This is a genomic window from Spiroplasma melliferum KC3 (assembly GCF_000236085.2).
GTDB classification, from domain to species: Bacteria; Bacillota_I; Bacilli_A; order Mycoplasmatales; family Mycoplasmataceae; genus Spiroplasma; species Spiroplasma melliferum.
The window spans coordinates 590,063-610,907 of the sequence record NZ_AGBZ02000001.1; the positions used below are offsets into that span (position 1 = coordinate 590,063).

24 protein-coding genes are annotated in these 20,845 nt (G+C 25.3%); 3 read left to right on the forward strand and 21 right to left on the reverse strand.

Annotated features, from left to right (window positions below; genetic code table 4):
* Positions 1-510: 510 nt before the first annotated feature.
* From SPM_RS02865 to SPM_RS02900, 9 genes are all read right to left on the reverse strand, one after another.
* Positions 511-1,179, reverse strand: a complete 669-nt coding sequence (locus tag SPM_RS02865) for a ribulose-phosphate 3-epimerase (RefSeq protein ID WP_004028144.1) — start codon at positions 1,177-1,179, stop codon at positions 511-513.
* Complete coding sequence (locus tag SPM_RS02870; protein ID WP_004028145.1) at positions 1,172-3,043, reverse strand: PTS sugar transporter subunit IIC; 1,872 nt, start codon at positions 3,041-3,043, stop codon at positions 1,172-1,174. The genes SPM_RS02865 and SPM_RS02870 overlap by 8 nt, the downstream gene beginning before the upstream one ends.
* Before the next feature lie 291 nt (positions 3,044-3,334).
* Entirely contained in the window at positions 3,335-3,550 is a 216-nt protein-coding gene (locus SPM_RS02875; RefSeq protein WP_004028146.1) for a YneF family protein, read from the reverse strand.
* 101 nt (positions 3,551-3,651) lie between these two features.
* Positions 3,652-3,747 (reverse strand): HNH endonuclease, encoded by a 96-nt coding sequence (locus SPM_RS06980; RefSeq protein WP_137165081.1) that lies wholly within the window; start codon positions 3,745-3,747, stop codon positions 3,652-3,654.
* Positions 3,748-4,241: 494 nt separating this feature from the next.
* Positions 4,242-4,613: a GIY-YIG nuclease family protein gene (locus SPM_RS02880; protein ID WP_004028147.1), complete on the reverse strand. Its 372-nt coding sequence runs from the start codon at positions 4,611-4,613 to the stop codon at positions 4,242-4,244.
* A 164-nt stretch (positions 4,614-4,777) separates the two neighbouring features.
* Positions 4,778-5,344, reverse strand: coding sequence for a hypothetical protein (locus SPM_RS02885; RefSeq protein ID WP_239643289.1), 567 nt, complete (start codon positions 5,342-5,344; stop codon positions 4,778-4,780).
* 229 nt (positions 5,345-5,573) lie between these two features.
* A complete protein-coding gene (gene aspS / locus SPM_RS02890; protein WP_004028149.1) occupies positions 5,574-7,307 on the reverse strand; it encodes an aspartate--tRNA ligase in 1,734 nt (577 codons plus the stop codon).
* Complete coding sequence (gene hisS / locus SPM_RS02895; protein WP_004028150.1) at positions 7,307-8,563, reverse strand: histidine--tRNA ligase; 1,257 nt, start codon at positions 8,561-8,563, stop codon at positions 7,307-7,309. The genes aspS and hisS overlap by 1 nt, the downstream gene beginning before the upstream one ends.
* Positions 8,564-8,883: 320 nt before the next feature.
* On the reverse strand, positions 8,884-9,630 hold the full coding sequence (locus SPM_RS02900) for a hypothetical protein (protein WP_004028151.1): 747 nt from the start codon (positions 9,628-9,630) through the stop codon (positions 8,884-8,886).
* A gap of 240 nt (positions 9,631-9,870) precedes the next feature.
* Between SPM_RS02900 and SPM_RS02905 the strand changes: the two genes are divergently transcribed.
* Positions 9,871-10,104, forward strand: a complete 234-nt coding sequence (locus tag SPM_RS02905; RefSeq protein ID WP_004028152.1) for a hypothetical protein — start codon at positions 9,871-9,873, stop codon at positions 10,102-10,104.
* Positions 10,105-10,328: 224 nt separating this feature from the next.
* Positions 10,329-10,646, forward strand: a complete 318-nt coding sequence (locus tag SPM_RS02910; RefSeq protein ID WP_004028153.1) for a hypothetical protein — start codon at positions 10,329-10,331, stop codon at positions 10,644-10,646.
* A gap of 278 nt (positions 10,647-10,924) precedes the next feature.
* Here SPM_RS02910 and SPM_RS02915 read toward each other — a convergent pair whose 3' ends face one another.
* Positions 10,925-12,016 (reverse strand): Mbov_0401 family ICE element transposase-like protein, encoded by a 1,092-nt coding sequence (locus tag SPM_RS02915; RefSeq protein WP_004028154.1) that lies wholly within the window; start codon positions 12,014-12,016, stop codon positions 10,925-10,927.
* Positions 12,017-12,142: 126 nt separating this feature from the next.
* Here SPM_RS02915 and SPM_RS02920 point away from each other — a divergent pair, with 126 nt between their 5' ends.
* Positions 12,143-12,484 (forward strand): lipoprotein, encoded by a 342-nt coding sequence (locus tag SPM_RS02920; protein WP_004028155.1) that lies wholly within the window; start codon positions 12,143-12,145, stop codon positions 12,482-12,484.
* 25 nt (positions 12,485-12,509) lie between these two features.
* On the opposite strand, the gene SPM_RS02925 is transcribed toward SPM_RS02920, so the two are convergent.
* The 11 genes from SPM_RS02925 to SPM_RS02975 form a co-directional block, all read right to left on the reverse strand.
* Positions 12,510-14,666 (reverse strand): spiroplasma phage ORF1-like family protein, encoded by a 2,157-nt coding sequence (locus SPM_RS02925; protein ID WP_004028156.1) that lies wholly within the window; start codon positions 14,664-14,666, stop codon positions 12,510-12,512.
* The gene (locus SPM_RS02930) at positions 14,659-14,967 is read right to left on the reverse strand and encodes a hypothetical protein (RefSeq protein ID WP_004028157.1); all 309 of its coding nucleotides are present in this window, start codon (positions 14,965-14,967) and stop codon (positions 14,659-14,661) included. Before SPM_RS02930 ends, SPM_RS02925 begins: the two co-directional genes overlap by 8 nt.
* 11 nt (positions 14,968-14,978) lie before the next feature.
* The gene (locus SPM_RS02935; RefSeq protein WP_004028158.1) at positions 14,979-15,215 is read right to left on the reverse strand and encodes a hypothetical protein; all 237 of its coding nucleotides are present in this window, start codon (positions 15,213-15,215) and stop codon (positions 14,979-14,981) included.
* Between the two features lie 18 nt (positions 15,216-15,233).
* Entirely contained in the window at positions 15,234-15,668 is a 435-nt protein-coding gene (locus SPM_RS02940; RefSeq protein ID WP_004028159.1) for a hypothetical protein, read from the reverse strand.
* Positions 15,669-15,671: 3 nt separating this feature from the next.
* Positions 15,672-16,673 carry a hypothetical protein gene (locus SPM_RS02945; RefSeq protein WP_004028160.1) on the reverse strand — a complete coding sequence of 334 codons (1,002 nt, stop codon included), beginning with the start codon at positions 16,671-16,673 and terminating at the stop codon, positions 15,672-15,674.
* On the reverse strand, positions 16,673-16,876 hold the full coding sequence (locus tag SPM_RS02950) for a DUF2649 family protein (RefSeq protein WP_004028161.1): 204 nt from the start codon (positions 16,874-16,876) through the stop codon (positions 16,673-16,675). The genes SPM_RS02945 and SPM_RS02950 overlap by 1 nt, the downstream gene beginning before the upstream one ends.
* A gap of 138 nt (positions 16,877-17,014) precedes the next feature.
* Positions 17,015-17,464, reverse strand: a complete 450-nt coding sequence (locus SPM_RS02960) for a DUF3627 domain-containing protein (protein ID WP_004028163.1) — start codon at positions 17,462-17,464, stop codon at positions 17,015-17,017.
* Between the two features lie 301 nt (positions 17,465-17,765).
* Complete coding sequence (locus tag SPM_RS02965; protein WP_004028164.1) at positions 17,766-17,984, reverse strand: hypothetical protein; 219 nt, start codon at positions 17,982-17,984, stop codon at positions 17,766-17,768.
* Positions 17,984-18,133, reverse strand: a complete 150-nt coding sequence (locus SPM_RS06395) for a hypothetical protein (protein WP_004028165.1) — start codon at positions 18,131-18,133, stop codon at positions 17,984-17,986. The genes SPM_RS02965 and SPM_RS06395 overlap by 1 nt, the downstream gene beginning before the upstream one ends.
* A gap of 363 nt (positions 18,134-18,496) precedes the next feature.
* Positions 18,497-19,807, reverse strand: a complete 1,311-nt coding sequence (locus tag SPM_RS02970; RefSeq protein WP_137165048.1) for a phosphatase PAP2 family protein — start codon at positions 19,805-19,807, stop codon at positions 18,497-18,499.
* Between the two features lie 140 nt (positions 19,808-19,947).
* Complete coding sequence (locus SPM_RS02975) at positions 19,948-20,841, reverse strand: Cof-type HAD-IIB family hydrolase (RefSeq protein WP_004028168.1); 894 nt, start codon at positions 20,839-20,841, stop codon at positions 19,948-19,950.
* Between the last annotated feature and the right edge of the window lie 4 nt (positions 20,842-20,845).

Sequence of the window (20,845 nt, forward strand, 5' to 3'; positions counted from 1 at the left end):
TGTGCTCCTTTAATTAATTGTTTATATTTTAACAAATTTATTTTAAAAACAATTAAAAAGTTTACATTAAGTAAACTTTTTATAAATAAATTAAAGCAATTTTTTGCTTTACAATTAAATTCCCAAATTAATAAAAAGACAAAGAAAGATGACCTTCTTTGTCCTATTTCTTTTAAAGTATGAATGTTGCCTTTCATATTTTTATATTATTATTTTTGATTTTTATAGTAATTAAATATTCTAAACCGTTCCTATGCGTTGTTAATCGTTAATAACTTGCTTCCTATGCTAAACTAATAATTTATAATACAATTATTTAATATTTCATAATTAGATAAGTGACTGTTATGTTTTAATTTATGTTTAATATCAAATTTTTTACCCATTATTGTTTTTTCAAAGTAATTTCAACGTATAAGTATGCATCCTTATATCTTTATCATAACATAAAAATCAAAAAAATAATATTAATGTTAAAATTAATATTATTTTTTGTTAATTGTTATAAAATTAGTATTTCTTTGTTTTGTTAATGTTATCAATCACTTTTTGATAATCTTGTTCTTGAAATAACAATGATCCAACAACAATCAAATCTAACTCGCTTGTTATTAATTGTTGAATATTATTTCATCTAACTCCACCATCAATTTGAAATAAAAGATGCGGAAATTGTTGCTTTCAAACACTGATTGTTTTAATTTTCTTTCAAACAAGTGGCTCAAATTGTTGGCCAGTAAAGCCTGGTTTAATAGCCATTAAAGTTACTAAATTAATTGATGCTAAGAGAGGAGCAATTTCATTAATATCATTATCAAGGTCCAAAGCAATGCCAACCTTAAAGTGATATTGTTTTATTGCAAGAATTATGTTCTCCCCTTCTCCCCTATTTTTAATACTATTTCAATGAAAAGTTAAATAATCCGCTTTTATAAATAATGGGAGAAGATTCATAATATTCATGGCCATAATGTGAACATCAATGGTTAAATTTGGATAATGGTTTTTTAAATCATTTAGTTCTTTTGGTCCCAACCCATAATTTGAAACAAAATGACCATCCATCACATCAAAATGAATTCAATTAATACCAACTGCTTGTAATTTTCTTACTTCATCACTTAAATTAGCAGTATCACCACAATAAATTGACGGGGTCAACAAAACTGTTTTATTCATACTCTTGTAAAAATCGTACTAGTTTTTCTTTTAACTCTGTTTCGTCTAATAAATTATCTAACATAATTTTGTCTTGATATGGAATGGAATCTGCTAAATCCGTTCCACAAATAACTGCTAAAATTTGTTGGTCAGTAGCATCAAAGGCATTAACATTAGTATGGCTTACTTCTAAGTGTGGTAAGTTTAATTCTTGCACAAGCTTTTTAATATTCATTTCAATTAGTAATGATGAACCTAATCCTTGTCCGCAAACAGCAACAAGTTTTTTACGATCATAGGTTTTAAGAGACAAATTTGGAACTGTTATAGGTTGATTGGATGGTAAAGTCAGATTTGTTTTAATTGGAAGTGGTTTTGATTGGTAATGTTTTTTCTTCGCAAAAAAAGTTATTAAATTAAGAAGTGGTAATATTAGTCATAGTGTAATAGCAAGAACTGGCAACAATCATAAACTAACTTTCCGTCCAACTAACTGTCCTAATCCAGCAATTGGTAAACCTAAGAGAAAATCACTATCCCCTCATGTTAAACCGTTTAAACTCCCATTAGTATTTGTTAATGTGTGCATATATTTTAACCCAAAAAATAAGAATGGAATAAAAGTCATTAAAATTCCATTTAGGAATGGACCAAAAATTGCTCCTCAAATCCCACCATACGCATTTCCAAAAACTCCAGCGGTTGCTCCGACAAAGAAATGCGGAACAATACTTGGAATCACAATTGCTCAACCAATAAAACTATGATCTTGCCAGCCAATTTGATGAACAATAATAATTGTAATCGCCATCCCAATAATCCCGCCCAGAAATGAAGCAATAAAACCAATTAAAACGGCATTTTGAGCATAAGGAAACATTGTTGGACAATCTAATGCTGCTTTTGCATTTGGCACTAGCTTTTGAGAAATCCCTTTAAAGGAAGGAACAATTTCGGCAATAAACATTCGTACCCCGATTAGGAGCACTTCAACTCCAGCAGCAAATGTAAATGATTGTAATAATCCTTGAACAAAGACATCTTGGCCAGTATTCAGAATGTTAGCATTAACTAAAGCATCATAACCGTTAACACCCCAAGCGGTAAAGTAAATAATTAAGTATAAGAAAAACATTGTTATTGCAATTGCAATATTATTATTGCGTAAGAAACTTAGTCCTTTTGGAAATTTAATTTCTTCTGTTGATTTAAGTGGTTTACGACTTATTTTTGTAATTAAAATTCCGATTCAAGCAGAAAAGAGGTATGATAATGAGCCGGTATGACCAACTGCTAAGGTATCGGATTTCGTAATTTTAATGACATATTTATTTAACAACGCAGGAGAAATAATCATTCATAGCGATACCAATAATGCACCAGTGATAACAATAATTGGTAAATCTTCCGCTAAATTTAAGCCCGCTAAATTTAAAACACTAGCAAACATTACTGATAAGTAAAATAAAACATGGCCAGTTAAATAAATATATTTATAAGATGTAATGCACGCTAATACAATATTTAATAACATCGCACAAATCATAATTAATGCTCCAGCTAAGACAATTTTTGGTAAACTATTTAAAAATAATCCTGGAATAACATCATTATTAGCAATAATGCCATTAATTCCAAATAATAAATTAAAAGCATTTCCTAATTTACCAACAGCACCAGCTAAAATCCCAGCTCCCCCACCAATAATTAAAAACCCAATGGTTGTTTTAATCGTTGCGGAAATTGTTTCGGTAAATTTCTTGCGTTGTAATAAACAACCAACAAGGGCAAATAAACCAATCAAGATTGCTGGTGTGCCAATAAATTCTTTAAAAAAATTTAGAACATAATCCCCAGTTGTTAAAGATAAAAAAATCGACATTTTTATCCCTCCTTACTAATTATCATCTTTGTAGTATTAAGATAACGAAGGCTTCTTCTAACACCTTAAATCAACATAACATATGTAACATATGTCTATTCTGATTTTATTTTTTTCTTTCTTCTTTGCAATTTGTTTTCTTTCTTTTGGTAATAACGGGTGGAATTGTAAATTTTTTGCAAATTTATGCAAAAGTATTCGTAATGGTAATAATTTGATAAAACAAAAACACATGTTAGATTAATAATCTAACATGTGTTTCATTATTGGCAAAAGATATTAAATACAACCTTATTTTGCACGTTTCATTGAATTCATAACCTTTTTAATATCTGCTTCTGATGGTTTACGTCCCATTTGCATATACATTGCCCGAATTTGTTTTTCAGTAATTGGGGGATTATCACGTAATTGTTTTTGCACAATTTTTTTGGTAATTAAAAATCCTAAAACCCCACCAATAACTAAACAACCAATCCCAATAATAAGTCCTGCTCATCAAGGCATTCTTGTTGTCCTCCTTTTTTCAATATGTAATAAATAATTATTAGCATAATTCCTATAATATTTTAACATATTTTTTAAAATAAGTCTTATTTTCCTGGTTTTTAAGAATCTGCTTTTCTTCTATTACATTTAGTATGGATAGCAATGATATTATCATTTGAATTTGTTCCATCTTGTGATTTAATTGTAATATCTATTTGTGCATATTGTTATTTTGTTATTTTATCAATATAAAAATAAAATAAACTCATATAAGTTTACTTTTTTAAAAATTAATATATTTTTTAGTAATATATTTTTCCTTTAATTATTTTTTTTACTTTGTTTCGTTTGATTCCACCATGACCTGAACAAGTTCCTTTTCCTGAAGAATTTGACCAAGTTCCATCTTTGCACTGTGTAGTATGACCTGAACATGAACATTGAGTAAATGATATTGATGAAAATGAAATCATTGTTATAAATGATGCTATAAGAAAATATTTTTTCACTTTATTATCACCTATTTTCTATTATTTCTTTAAACAAATTATTTACAATATCTTGAAATATTTTTTCAACCTGTTTTATGAATTTCACTAATAATATTACCAAATTGTTTATTATTTAATGTAAAAATTAATACTAAATTAATTGTGTATACTTTTTTAACATTTAGAAAAATTATATTATTTCTTTAAATTCTTATTCATTATTTATTTCCTCCAGTTTTATTATATCCATTTTCAAATGAATTATATAATTCAATATATTTTTTTTCTAATAAATCTAATTCATCTTTTGTATCACAAAAATAATACTTATAATAAAATTCATCGTCATTATATCAGTCTTTTGCAAAAATAATATTATTAACATCACCATTTTTAAAATGATTGTTTAATCGTTTTTTCATATTTTTTGATTGGCCAACATAATAAATATTTTTAGTTTTATTTCAAATAATGTATACACCTTTTTTATTTTCTAAATTATCATATGTAAAATTAGAAGCTTGTCGTAAATTAATTCAATCATCTTTAATAACTTCTACTAAATTAATTTCTTCATTTTTAACTTTCAAATATTTTTCATATAATAAATTATTTTTTATATTTATTTTTTCATTATCTCTATTAATATTTTTCTTTGCAAATGATCGTTATATAAATCAATTTCTTTTATGATTAAAATTATATTCTTGATGTTTTTTATTAGTCATAATATTTAATTGTGCATTATTTTTACTTAAAAAACCTCAAAAACTAAAAAATAATGTAATTGGAGCAAAAGTAACCTTAATCAAAAATTACTTGGTTTTTCTGGATAATCAATTTTTTTAAAATTATATTGCTTTTTTTCTAATTCATAATTTCTTAATTTATCATTATTTTGTGCTATTTCATTCGTAATAATTTCTAATTTTATTTCTTTTTCTCTTCATTTAGGTATTATTCCAATTTCATCAATTATTTTTAAAATAAATTCTTTTTCTAAATTTAACTCTAAAATATCTTGAGAAACAAATTTAAGTGGATTAATTATTTTATTAAAATTTTTAATAACTGCTGTTCTAACAGAAACATCACCATAAATTGGTGTTCTAACATAATTTCTTGTAACATATTGTGTTATTTTTGGTTTAGTTGTTTTTTTAATTGTTTTAAATTGTAAAAAATTAGTTTCTTTATTAAATAATAAATTATCAATATAAACTTCAATTTTTTCTTCAAATTCATTGCTGTTGTTTAAAAGATACTTCTGTTTTTCTATTCTTCTTCATCTTTGATTATTTGCTTGTATTTGCCTAATCAATGTTCTTCATCCACTCATAATTATTAATTATTTATTTCCTTTTCTTAAATCAATAATTTAATATCTTTTTCTAGTTATTTTCTTAGTTTAATTATACATAAAAATATACATAATCAAAAACAAAATAAATCTCTTCACTCAAAATAAAAAAGGTAATAAAGAATATTACCTTTGCTATAGTTTTAATATTTCATAAAAAGCATTATTGCTAGTTACTTTTATATATTTATTATTTTAACTTAATCCCTAATTCATCCAATTGTTTACCATCAACTGGACTTGGTGAAGCTGTCATTGGGTCAATTCCTGTTGCATTCTTCGGAAAAGCAATCACATCACGAATTGACTCACTATTCGTTAAAATCATCGCTAATCGATCAAGACCAAAAGCAATTCCCCCATGGGGTGGGACACCATAATTAAAAGCATTTAAAAATCAACCAAATTTATTCGCAATTTCTTGGTTTGATAATTGTAACGATTTAAACATTCGTGTTTGAACCTCGTTTTGATGAATACGAATGCTCCCGCCCCCAATTTCATAACCATTTAAAACTAAATCATAAGCATCAGCCCGCGCAGTTGCCATGTTCTGTTCAAAATTATCAATAAATTCACTAGTTGGTGCAGTAAACGGATGATGAGCTGCTTCATAACGTTTATTCTCATCTGATCATTCATATAATGGTCAATTAACAATTCATAAGAAGTGATATTCATTCGATGGGATTAAATCAAACATTTTAGCTAATGCTACACGTACTGCTCCTAAAGCTTGACAAGTAATTGCTTTTTCATCACTAACAAAAAAGAATGTTCCTGCCTGTTTATTACATACTTGTAATAATTTTGTTTTTTCATTATCACTAAGTGCTTTAGCAAGTGGTCCTTCTCAATTATTCTTTTCGTGTTTAACTCATGCCAACCCTTTGGCTTTGTTTTGTTGGGCAATCCGCGTTAATTCTTCAACTTGTTTTTTACTTACTAATTGTGGAATAAAAATTCCTTTTAAACTTAACTCTTTTTTTAACGCTGTTGCAAAGATACTAAATTCAGTTTTAGCAAAAATATCTTTTGCATCAAATAACTGTAAATCATAACGCGTATCAGGTTTATCAGTGCCATATTTTTCAATTGCTTCATCATAATCCATCCGAAGAAATGGCGTTTTAATTTTAACCTTCATCACATCTTGCATAATTGTGTGAAATAGTGTTTCAACAAAATCCATAATATCATCTCGAGTAACAAAACTCATTTCTAAATCTAATTGTGTAAATTCTGGTTGACGATCACTACGTAAGTCTTCATCACGAAAACACTTTGCAATTTGAAAATATTTATCAAATCCGGCTAACATTAATAACTGTTTAAATAATTGTGGGGATTGTGGTAAAGCATAAAAATGATGAGGATTTAAACGCGATGGAACTAAAAAATCACGGGCACCTTCTGGCGTTGATTTGTTTAAAATTGGTGTTTCAATATCAATAAATTGATGAACTTGACAAAATTGGCGAATTGTTTGTACTACTTGATTTCGTAACATAATTTTTTGTTGCATTATCGGACGACGTAAATCTAAATAACGATATTTCATCCGAACATCTTCTAAGGCATCCGTTATATCATTAATAATTAATGGTGGCGTTTGGGCTTTTGATAAAATTGTGATTTGTTCAGCGGCAATTTCAATTTCCCCGGTTGGTAATTCTAAATTCTTATTTTTTCGTTCAATTACAACCCCTTCAACACTAATTACAAATTCATTCCGAATTGTATTAATCATCGCATATTGGGGATGATCTGGTTGCACGACAATTTGGATAATTCCTGTTCGATCTCGTAAATCTAAGAAAATAATCCCCCCTAATCGACGATTTTTTGCTACTCAACCACTTAAAACAACTTTTGCCTTAACATTTTTTAATGTTAATTCCCCACAAGGATGTGTTCTCTTCATTATTTCTTCTCCTTACTTAAAACTGCAATAATCTTTTCAAACTTAACTTCTTGTTCTTTTCCCGTTTGTTGGTTTTTAATTTTCACAACATTTTTTTTCAATTCTTCATCACCAATAATAATAGCATTTTTCGCTTTTAATCGTTCTAATGATTTAAATTGGGCTTTAACACTCCGTGTTAAATAATCACAATCAGCACGAAAACCACTTGCTCGTAGTAATAACAACAACGAAGCAGCAAAATGGCGAGCATGATCGGATAAACAAATTAAATAAGCATCAAGATAAGGCTCATCAGCTAGTACAATATCATTCGTAGCTAAAGTTAATAACAATCGTTCTAACCCTAAGGCAAATCCTACCGCTGGATAATCTAAACTTGGTTCAAAGGTATGAACTAATTGATCATAACGTCCTCCCCCTAATAAGGTTAATTCTCGGTCTTGATCCTCAATCACAATTTCAAAAACAATGCCAGTGTAATAATCTAATCCACGTACTAATTGGGCATCTAAGGTAAAAGGAATTCCTAATTTAGTTAGCAACTTTTGAATTGCCACAAATTCTTCATTTTCTGTTGGGGTTAAATAATCATAAATTTTTGGAGCATTACCAAATTTATCATGATCAATTTTACAATCTAATACTCGTAATGGATTTTTTTGTACCCGAATTTTACAATCAGCACATAATGTTTGGTCTTGGAAGAAAGCTGTTAACACGCCAAGATACTTTGTGCGTGCTTCACCAACCATTAAATAATTTAGTTTTAATGTTAAGTTTGTTAATCCAAGAGTTTTTAATAAATTATACCCAAGTAAAATTACTTCAACATCTAATAAATAATTCTTAGCTCCGACCACTTCAACTCCAAACTGATTAAACTGACGTAAACGACCATGTTGAGGTCGTTCATAACGAAACATATTCCCAAGGTAAAACAACTTTAACGGTAATTCATATTTCCCATATAGTTTATCTTCAATAATGCTGCGAATAACAGGTGCTGTTCCTTCTGGGCGTAAAACAAATGCTCGTTCTTTTTTATCTAATAATTCAAACATTTCTTTGCTAACAATATCGGTTTCTGCTCCTACTGAACGGACAAATAAATCCTTTGCTTCAAAAATTGGCGTTCTAATTTCATGATAGTTATATTGCATCGCAAGACTACGCAACATTAATTCTAGGGCACTTAATTCACTTGCTTTTTCATAATAAATATCTTCAGTTCCTCGTGGTTTTTGTATATTCATAACTAACTTCCCTTCTAAATAAAAAACTAAAAGATTGCTTAGGAACGAAAAATCGCGGTGCCATCCTATTTCATTATCTTTTAGTTAATGCGCTTACTTATCAAAATTTATTAAATTTTATCTTCATGTTGTCATCACGCTTTAAAATTCCAATAGTTTCCACCAGCCACTATTTCTCTGTTAAATTATTGTCAACAATAATCTCTTTCAATTAAAATTATACCTATTTTTTAAGAAAAGTAAAATAAATTACCAAATTAAATTAAATAATACAAAAAGGGTTAAGTTCCTCCTTAACCCTTTTTACCATTAATAAAATATTAAACATCTTCTTTATAATATTTATTTCATGCTGCAATATCATCATTTTCATTCTTATTAACTGGTTCTAATGATGGTCGTTTTTCTAATTCAATTTCATCTTCAACATTATTATTTTTTTTCCGCGAATCAATGATAAATTCTTTATCCGGTGGTGTTCGATTTTGTAACGCTTGAATTTGCATTCTAATTCGTGACATCGTTAATTTTTTATCTTTAAATTCAATCATTCATTGAATTGGTAATATTAATGGATCAAGTTTTTCCGCATTACGAATAATCATTAATAGCATATTAATAAATTTGCCAAATCCTTCTTCACCTTTTCAATGTTCCATTTCTAATGGATCATACATTAATTGATTTTTAACTAAATCATAATTTGAAGCATGTGCTTCGGTAATTTTTTCTGCTCATTCTGTTTCAGGAATTAAATAAAAATTAGTTGATAAACTACAATTAAATAAATGTTGTTGATTTTTAAATAATGAGAAATTAAACTTATCAACAATAATGGCACTAATACTAATTGTTAAGCCAGTTAAATCAGTTACTTCTTTCATTCACTGAAAGATTGCTTGAACATAACGAAGAATAAATTTTAATTTTCCTGACGAGTAAAGAATTGTTTTTCAACTTTCATAATCAAACTGATATTCTGCATCATGTCGTACTTCACGAATATTTTCATCAGGTTCTAATGCTAAGAAATCTTCAACTGATAAAATAATCATATCTTTTTTCATATGGTTTTTTTCTCCTAGATGGCCTATCTCATTGACACATTTTCTATTTAATTATATCACAAAACTAGGGAGAAAACTAGTTTATCACCAGCTCAGTTTTGCTCCGATGGGATGAAATAATCCTTATGAAAATCAATATAAAACTTCCCTTATCTCAGTTTTATATTGTTTTAAATAAATCTATTAATATATATGTTAGTATTAAAGTATTAGAGTTTAACTAAATAGAAAGAGGAAAAAATGCAAAATAAAACATACAAATATATTAGATTAAATACTTTAGATGATATTAATGATTTTCTTAATCAAGTTCAACCCGAAGATTTTCGTATTGTAACAATTGATTCAACCCGAAAGGTTTGAGGTATTTTTCAAAAAGGATATGCTGTTTTTTATTGAAATGAGCAAAACCCAATTCCTAATGAAGAATCTAATTCTGAATTAAAAAATTTAGAATATGAATATAATAAATAATTAAGAAAAATAGTATGTAAGAAAAGGGAAAATTTAAATTTTCCCTTTTCTTACATTAAATTGTTAAAAATAAGCATATTTTTTATTATTAACTTAAAAATATTGCTAATTCAAAATAATTATGATAGAGTGAGTATTGTAAATGATTTTAAAAATATCAATACTATTTTTAAAATAAATGACTTTAATTAATCTAATTAAATAATAGGAAAGAAAATTTTGATATGGGTTTTACATTAGAAATGAAAGAAAGTTTGAAAAAAACTTATAAATCAATTAAAAAAGGAGTTAATTCATTTTTAAAAAAACTTGGTTTTAATAAAAAAGATGCAGCTGAATTTACAGATAAATTGCTTAAAGATGGCGGAAAAGAAATAGCAAAACGCCAAGCAATGACAAAAAAACAAGCCCAAATTCATAACCAAGTTAAAGCACAATCTCCAGAAATTAATCAAGAAGTTTTCAGAAACTTTATGGATGTTATGAATGAATTACATGAAAAAACACAAGAAAAAACTGAAGAACAATCATACGATAGATAATTTAAAAAATTATCCATTGTTTACTATAAAGTTGCCTTAATAATCTAGATTATATCTAGATTTTTTTTAATTTTTAAACGATAGCATAACAACATAGATAGCATTCCTATTTTTGGGAGTGTTGCAAATAAACGGGTATTATTTAATTTATTTAAAAACAAGAAACTTTTTTTCTTTTATAAAAACATAATAACACAAAAAAATAAAAATACAAAAAATAATTTTATATTTTAGCACACTAAAAAATAGTTTCAAAACTAAAACTAAATTATTTTAAATTAACTAAAATTAAATTTCATAATTTTTAAATCCAAAATATTTTTAAATGTTGAAAATGAAAATGTTTTATTTCCATATCCTAAACAAGATTTTACAACTCTTGAAACATCGCTTTCAGCAGATACACCAATATTTCACTCTTTATTTTGATTTAAAATACCATTTTTTAAATTAATAAAATATCTTAATTTAATTTTTTCATTCTGTAATGATTTTAAAAAAGTTATAAGTTCATCATATTTTCCTTGTAAAAATATTTTTTTTGCGTGTAAATAATTTTTAAATGATTCTTTACTACGATTACCACAATATATATTATTTTTTAATTCTCTTATTACATGAAATCTATCAGATATAAACATACCATCTAAAATTTTAGCACTTTTTTTAATTCATTTAGCACTATCTCCACCAATAATTAATTTAATTTTTTCATAATTTTTAAAAAATTTTTGAATTTGTTTTTTAATAAAGAAAGCATTAAATTCTGCACCGCGAGTTTTCTTGTTAAGAAAAAAATAACAATATTTTTTATTTAAAGATTTATTATTTTCTTTTCCAGTATTAAATGAAATTATTCTAACAGTTTGCAAATAAGATTTATTATTTTTATTTTTTAAAGTTACATGTGCATCATCTAAATTAATATATAAATTTTTACAATTTTTTAAATCTATTTTTTTATCTTTTCTTTTTATTAATGCTTTTCGTAAAATACGCGAAACAGATGAACAATGTAATTTGCAATTAAACATATCCAATATATCACTATATCTTTTATTTTTTACTATTTCAGCAGTTATTTTTAGTTTTAAATCATTAATTATTCTTTGCCATTTTTTAACTCCAAATTGTTTGTCAACAAGAGGAACATATTTTCACTTACCCCTATAAAGATATTTATAAATTCTTCTCTTATAAATTAATATTCCAAATTCTGTTTTAATTTTTCTAGTTTTTATTTCTTTTACAAAATATTTTGTTTTATCTCGTTTTATAAAAATTATATCATCAGTTCCTTCTATCTTTTCTTTTAACTGATTTAAAGCATTTTCATAAATATTTACACTAAATTTATTAAAATTAAACATTTTATTATTTCCTTTCTTTATTAAATTAAAATTATTAGTTAATATATTTCATAAATTTACATCTACATTAAAAAATGTATAGTATAATTAAGCTAATTATAACAATTAACAGAAAGGAATAAATATATGAAAAAATTACTAAGTATTTTAGGGGCAATCGGATTAACAGCAACAAGTACAACAAACTTAATTTCTTGTTATGATGATAAATTAGCAGAAAAACCACCAGAAAATAATAATTGAAAATTAGTATCAAGTATTTTGGGAGAAGGAAATACTAAAAAATGATATATAGGTATCTTTAAAAAAGATAATAAATGAAATATTATAAAATGAAATGGTAATAAAGAATTTTATTCATATTATTATGATAAAGTTTATTTTTGAAATGGTAGTGCTGAACCTACTGAAACACAAATTCCAACAATTAACCCTAAAACAGGTAAAATTACAGATTGAAAAGATTAAAAAGGAACTTAAAAATAGTTCCTTTTTAAATTAATCGTACAAATTTCATAAATATAATTAATAAAAATAAATTAGTTATTGTACTGTACAATGCAGGACTAAATTTTCATACTTCGAATGTTTGACTGAAAAAACTATATATTGTTTGAAAAATTTTACCAATACCACTCGCTAATTCGTTTACTTGTTTTATACCAGGTATATTATTAACTATTCAAATTGCCGCATTTCTTATATGACACGCTAAATTATATCAACTACAACTTTCATATTGTGCTTGTCATCATTGACTATCAGGGAATAATCCACCGTTATTAATTTCTTGTCAGTTATAAATTCCAAAATTAAAATCATAATAACGATACATATCATTTTCTTTTTGGGCTTGTAATTCAAAAACATTATAACCTATTTTTTGTTCTTCCATTTTTTTATATTTTAAGCCATATTTATCTTTTAAAGTTCCTTCAAAAACATAACTCTCATTTTGATTAATATTATAATCATTTGAGACAGAAAAATCATAATTAAATACATCTCCATAATTTGTGTTATAAAACCGATTTTTATAAGCAGAATACATCTTAAAATCTAATAATTTATACTTATCAGAAAAATAAAAATATCTTGGATAAATTTTAAAACCATTATTTGCTAATAAACCGTATTTTTTGTTATATCCTTGTGTATAAGTATTACTTTCTAAATCAAAAATTGTTCGTAAATAATCCTTATAAAAATTTTGTGAAACTGTAAAAATACTATTTAATAACTTTTCAAATTGACTTTTATTAGTATTATTTTCATCAATTAAAACATCTCTAAAATTAACTAATTTTAAACCAAAAAAGTTAATTAAAACAGTATCATATTGTAAATTATCAATATATCCACTTTCAATAAAATTACTACGATTTTGAAATACAGGTACCAAAGCGTGTGCAAAAAATGCTTTTAAAAATTTATTAATATCAATTTGACCTTTCATCTGTTCAAAAACTTCTTTACCAGTATTGGGAGAATTGACCTGATAATAATTATAAGTTTCAGCACTAAAATTAAATGTATTTTCTTCATCTTTCATAAAAGAAAATAAAAAACCTAAATCATCAGTATACCGATAACTATTATAATCATATCCATTTCAATATTGTTTAAGATGTGTTAACTCTAAACTGCCTGCAACAATATTTTTATGCTCATCAATCGTTAAAATCATTCGATAAATTGATTTTTTAGTTAAAATAATACCAGTACTAGATTTATCTAAATTATTAATAATTTCAAAATCAAATATTATTCTTTGACTACCTAAATTTGAGTCATCATAGTTTGGATTACCACCTTGCTGAACTCGGATATTTTCTTGGATAATAACATCTAAATAATTATTTAAAAAATCTTTAACTTTTTGTTTATAAATATCTATTTCAAACTTAACATTACCATTGCTATCAATTTGGGGTGTTTGTGGTTGACCTTCACCATCTCAACGATAAACTTTATCATAATAATATGAATAAAATTCTTTATTACCATTTCATTTTATAATATTTCATTTATTATCTTTTTTAAAGATACCTATATATCATTTTTTAGTATTTCCTTCTCCCAAAATACTTGATACTAATTTTCAATTATCAAAATCATAATTTAAATTAACTTGTTGCAAATCATATATATATTTTTTTAATTTATTTAACATTTGTGTTAAATTATACTTATTTGTAAAAGAATAAACAAAATTAGTTAATTCTTTTAAAAATTGTTTTTTATCAACATCATAAAATTTATCAATGTTATACTGTTTAGCATAAGTATTTCAATTTTTATATAAATCCATAAATTTATCACTAGGTTTATCATAAGAAATACCAGTTGAATAACTATCTTTTAAAAAATCTAAATATCATTTATCGTTATAAGTTAATGATTTTGATGTTTTTAAAGTAGGATTAATAAAATAATTGGTATCACTTCAATTTTCAAAAAAAGTGCTGCGTAAAAACATCGTATTAATAAAATCAGTTTCATTAATACCAGTTTCTGTACTTCGCTTTGTTCTTACTTTTTCTGTTGTTTGTTGTGATTGATGGTTTTGCTGTAATGTCATTGCCTCTAATGAGAAAAAAGAAATTAATAATATTGGTACAAAAGAAAATAACACTAAAAACTTACGCATTATTCTCTACCAACTTATTTTTACGATGTTCTTTTATTAATTTGATAATTTCATTAAATAAATAACCATAAAAATAATGAATTATTAAAATATCTCATAATATAATAAATCATAAACCATAAATTATATAACCATTTATACCAGCATATTTTTCTTTTAATTCGCCAATCGTTGAAACTGTATCTAATACACATACAAGCGTTAATGAAAAACTTATAATAAGATACAAAATTAAATCAACCCAAGAAATAAATAAACCATTTTGTTTCTTTTCTTTTTTATTTTCTACATTACTTTTCATAAATTTAACTCCTAACTATATAATGTTTTTGAAATAATAAAACCAATAATATATAAACTTGATATTGTTAACATTAACGGATGACTAAATAAAATTGCCATTTTACCAAAAATAAATAATAACCAAGTATCAGAATTATATAAATCCATAATAATATTTTTTGCTGATGTCAACTGATTAATAATAATTGTAATAAAACCAGTACCAAATATAGCGATTGCCGCTACCAATAAAACTAACTTAATCATATAAAATCAACTCCTTACTTATTTTTTTATTCTTTTAGTGCTATGAATTCTTTTAAAGCCTTGTTCTCTTGTTTTTGCTTGTCTTACTAAACTTGATAATTGTTGTTTATTACGACTAACTTTAAATTGTTTTCGTTCTTTGATGTGTTTTTGTAAACCTTTTTTAGTACTAGAAACACCCCTAACAGTAGCACCGTATAATTTAGAACTATTAATAACACCACTTTTAACCGTTGAACCTAAATCGTTATAATTAGTTGATGTTCCGTGAATAGCATAAATTGATAATTTAATAACCATAAAAAAGATTAAAAAATAAGCAATCGTTATATTTGTCATTGGTAATTTAGTATTTCAAATAACATCAAAAACAAATAAAAAAGTATCAAAAATAAAACTAAAAATCTTATTTCAATTATCGTTATTAATGCTTTCACTTAATAAATTACTCATTTTTTATCTTTCCTTTCCTTTTTTTGCTTTTAAATTTTCTTTCAAAATATCAATATCAAATAATTCTAAGCGTTGTTTATTATTTAATTTTGATATATCTTTTCAAAAGTATTCTTTTTTATTAATAACTTCATCATTTTTTAAATCACGAACAAAACTTAATCAATGACTATCATATTTATTGGCAAATTCAAGCGGAATAATTATCTTAAAAAACCGAATTCCTAAACCAACATCGGACTTATGTTTTGCTTTTTTACCTTCTGCTGTTCGTTCTACTGATTTTGTTTTTCAAATTTCATAATCTGTAATATCTTGAAAAATACCAATTCGCATAACAAAACTACGATTAAAAATATTACCTAATTTTGACTTAACGGGTTTTTTCAATGAAATAGGAATAATAATACCACTCGCTAAATGACGAATATTATTTCACATCATACCCTCACGCTGTACGGTAAAAATTGCTCTATTTTTAAAATGTCTTGCTAAAACAATCCACACACTTTTACCACCGTGAACTTTTTTAACTTCGTGGGGACTAGTTCCATCAATATATAAAAAACTCTCATCAAACAGAATTAAACTATCATCAGGTGGTACTAATTTGGTTCTATCAGTAAAATCTAAATTATTAAAAGTTAAAAGTTTTATTGCATCATCTTCGATTGGATAATTACTATAAATTTTCTTTGTTAAAAGTTTCATAACTTGTGATAAAAAAGTTAAAAGTAATGTTTTACCAGTTCCTAATTTACCAATAATTACTGATAACGGATTATCTCAAATAAAGTAAACTAAACGAAAGATATTTAACTGATAAAAAACATTTTTTCAAACTCACCAAACAAAATATACACATTGTAAAGCAAATAATAGTCAAAATACTAAACCAGTAAAATTTAAGGAAATTATCCAAAATAATAAATCAATTAAACTAAACAAAACCATTGAACCACTAATATAACAAAAGTTTATTAGAAAAAATGCAAACTTTTTCATTACTTAAAATACCCAACTATTTTAAAAATCATTCACAATAAGAATCAAGTTAAAAACAAAATTACAATTCAAATGCCAATCATAAGAGTTAAATATTCATTTTGAGTTAAATTTCAAGTTGTAATAGTTTCAACATTCGTTTTATCTATAAACAAAAAGACATGAATAAAAAACTCTTTTAATTTTTCTCAATCATTTTGCATTTTTAAAAACTCCACATTTTCTGAATAAGTTTAAAAAACATTCCAAAAAATAAAATTATAAATAACACAAACGATATAACATATAAAAATTCAGGGGCATTTGAACCAATAATATAACTAACAAATTGAACTCAATAATTATATAAACTCATTATCTAATTCTTCTAAATCGCGAATTAATTGTTCTACTTTTTCATCATTTCAATTTATTAAATTATTATTGTTATTTGTTTTTACTTTTTTAGGTTCATTTAAAAATAATGCTTTATGCATACGCGTAAAATAGTTTTGTTTATGTTGATTATACAAATCAATTATTTCTGTTCCAGTTAAAAATTTTCAATCATGTTGTTTTAAATTTTCATCATATTTTACAATACGATAAGAATTATCATAAATTAAACCGATTGCTACTTGTTCTGAATGTTTTTGACTAGGATAAATAAACTTATTACTCAACCAAAAACCAATATGACGATTGTGATTAGGTAAATTTATAAAACTTGCTTTATCTGTTTCAAAAGGGATAAGTTCCTTAGAAATAAAATAATTTGCTATATTTTGATTTTTCTTAACAAAATTACTCAATTTTATCAACTCCTAACTAATATAAATATTTGTTTAATTAAACAATGTTATATTTAATGTTTATATACTGCTTATTTACTGATAAAAACAATGTTATACATAATGCTAATATATTGCTTATTTAATGTTTAATAAACAATGTTATTAACAATGTTAAAAATATAAAATAATAAAAATTGGCACACTGAAAAATACTATTAAGTTTTAAAGTAATAGTTATATAAAATAAATTAATAAAAAATAAATAAACTAGTGTGCCTTAGTTTTTGTTAAAATACTTTGAATATAGAGTAATATACTCTTAAAATCCTTTAACCATATGACGGAAAAAGTTTAATATCTTAATAATAATAAATAATCCAAATGGAATTAAAATAATTCACGCATCACCTAAAAAGGTCATTAATTGCGGTAAAATACCATATACAGCATCTTTTACTTTACCCATTGCATTACCTAAACCAGTTCAAATAGAATCCATTCCAGTCCCAAAAGTAACTGCATCTGCTAAAAAATTCATTATTTTCTATCCTCCTTTTTTTCAAGTTCTTTTTTTTCTTTTTTCTTACCTTGAATTTGACGAATTTTTTGATAAATTGATAAACCAATTCACGCAAAAATTCCTAACAAAATCAAAATACTAAATATTCATGTTAATCATACTGGCATGATATAACTCCTTTCAATAAATTAAAAAATTGAAATTTGCAAACTCGCTCCGCTCGTTGTCGCTTTGCTCCATTAAAAACATTATTGAATAAATTATCCGCTAATAAATTACGCAGAATAATTTATTCTTTTACTTTTTAATTTCAATATCTTTTGCAATCTTATTGACAATATTAATAACAATATCTTTACCATACTTTTTCACTAACGACCGCAAAATAAAATATTGCTTTGTTTGCATAATTTCAACTCCTTAAAATTTTTTAAAAATAATAACTTTAATATTAATAATTTCTATATATAAAAGAAAAAACAAAATTATATCTTGTTTTTAACTAAAACCCGTATCTTTGCAACACTCCCCTATTTTTTGTAAATAATATTATCACGATGTCAATATTTATATTTTTTAGATTTATCAATTTTAGCAGTTCTAACTTTCGCTACAATTCATAAAACTCCATCAATATCAATAAACAAAGTTGTTTTTTTACCATTATTTAATTCAAACATATGATATTTTTTGTTTTGTTTGTTTCAAATTATTGATAAAACTTTATAAATAACATGATCAGTTGCATAAGCGACTCCTTTAAAGAATGTTAATAAAACTATTAAAGTAAACATTAAATCTGTTAAATAATGTGTTCTTGAAAGAATTTGCATAAATCCCATCATTGCAATATTTGCGATAAAAAATCCAAATATTAATCATTTTCAATAAGTAATCTTTTGTTTACGTTTTTCATTCATGAAATATAACAAAAAACCATAGACAGGCATTGATGATGAATTCATATGACCAGATGGAAAAGCCTTATCACTTCAATGATGCGTTCCTTCGCCCGCTTTCCCTAATAAGAAATCTCAATATTCAGCTTTAAAACCTTGAATTTGTCATCAATCTAAATATTCGGCATTAACAATATTAGTTGGTTTGTTTGACCAATTATCTGGTAAATGGTCAATAACATATTGATAATCAACATGAACTCAATATGGTCGCCCAAAGAAAGTTTTTAAAAGCGGATCAAAAATAATCCCAAAAAGCGCAAATACTACAAATATTTTTAACGCATCAATTCAATAATTATTAGTTAATAAATCATCTCTTTTTGAAAATTTAACTCTTAAAAACCAAGCAATCCCACCCATTAAGATAACTTCAATACTAAGTTGAATTGTCATTGCGGCAATTGTACTTGTTCCATCAAGTCCAAATCAATAATCTCTTCCTTTACCACCAAAAGCGGGAAATGTTGATTGCTGATAAATCATTCTACTAATAATTAAAGTAAATAAAATTATAAATAAAGCATAAACGGTAATAATGATAATTTCTAAAAATTTAAATTTCGATTTATATTTAATATTTAAACTTTCTAATAAAATCCCAACTCCTGCAAACATAAATGGAACTGTCATCGTATAAGCTAGTTTATCTCAAAATAAACTTAGCCAACTGACAATGCCATTATCATTTAAATCACCAATCGCTTTTGCAATTTGTTGATCTCAAATACTTCCTACGATAAAAAGTGTTATAACAACAGTTAAGGCAATAATTTTCAATATTTTAAAAACAAATTTATCCTTACTATTTTTATTAATAAATGCAGAACTGTCGACATAGAACTTTTGATTTGTATTTCTTTTAAAATTTAGCATCTTCATAGAGCCATTATATCATAATAAAAAAAGCAGCACCTTATCTTTTCCAATTATTTGCCTAATTTTTAATCTTAAGTCGATAATTTGTTAAATGGAACTCCACCAAAATGATTGATTTACAATTTACAAAATAAAAAAATGTTTTATTTAAAAACATTTTTAACTTGGGGCAGAAATTCTGCTAGTTGTTCTTTTGATAAAACTTCGGTAAAAAGATGTTCACGAACCCCATTATCAGTAACTGTCATTGTTGTTGTATTAGCAATTTTTTTTAATTCTAAGACACTATTCCCCATCGCAACAGTATAACCAACAATTTTAGCAAGTTCTAGATCATTATAATTATCACCATAAAAAATAAACTGTTGTGGATCATACCCTTTTAAAGCACATAATTTTTTAAAAGCATTACCCTTATTAATATTTAATGCTTGGATATCAAATAAATCTTTTTGAGAGAAAACACCATCAACCGCGTTTTTAAATGGCTGATAAATAGCTTGCACTTGTTCTAATTCAGCGGATGAATTAAAAGGGAATAAAATTTTTAAAACTTCAATTTCATTATTTTTTAATAATGATACATAATCAGTTTCAGTATCAATTGGAATGCGATAATTATCATTATCTAATTGCGCATTATATTTTAACATAAAAGCAATCCGACTTGATCCAGGATGACCATAAACCATGTTAGCAGTATAAACAATATGATCAACATTTCCTTCAATAGCATTTGTTAACACCGCAAGAGCTAATGCTTGTGGTAACGGTTGCTGATATAATATTTCATTTGTTAAACTATCACGAATTAAAGCACCATTACATGAAATGATTGGTGTTTTAATTTTTAACTTTGCAAAATATTCTTTTGCCATTAAGTCTAATCGCCCTGAAGCTAAAAACAAGTGATAATTACTAGCCAATTGATATGTTTGTAATGCTTCATATGTTTCAGGATTAATTAAATAACCTTTCCCCGCAATTTTGCCATCTAAATCCGTAATTACATAAGGATATTTTTTAACAAGATTCATAATA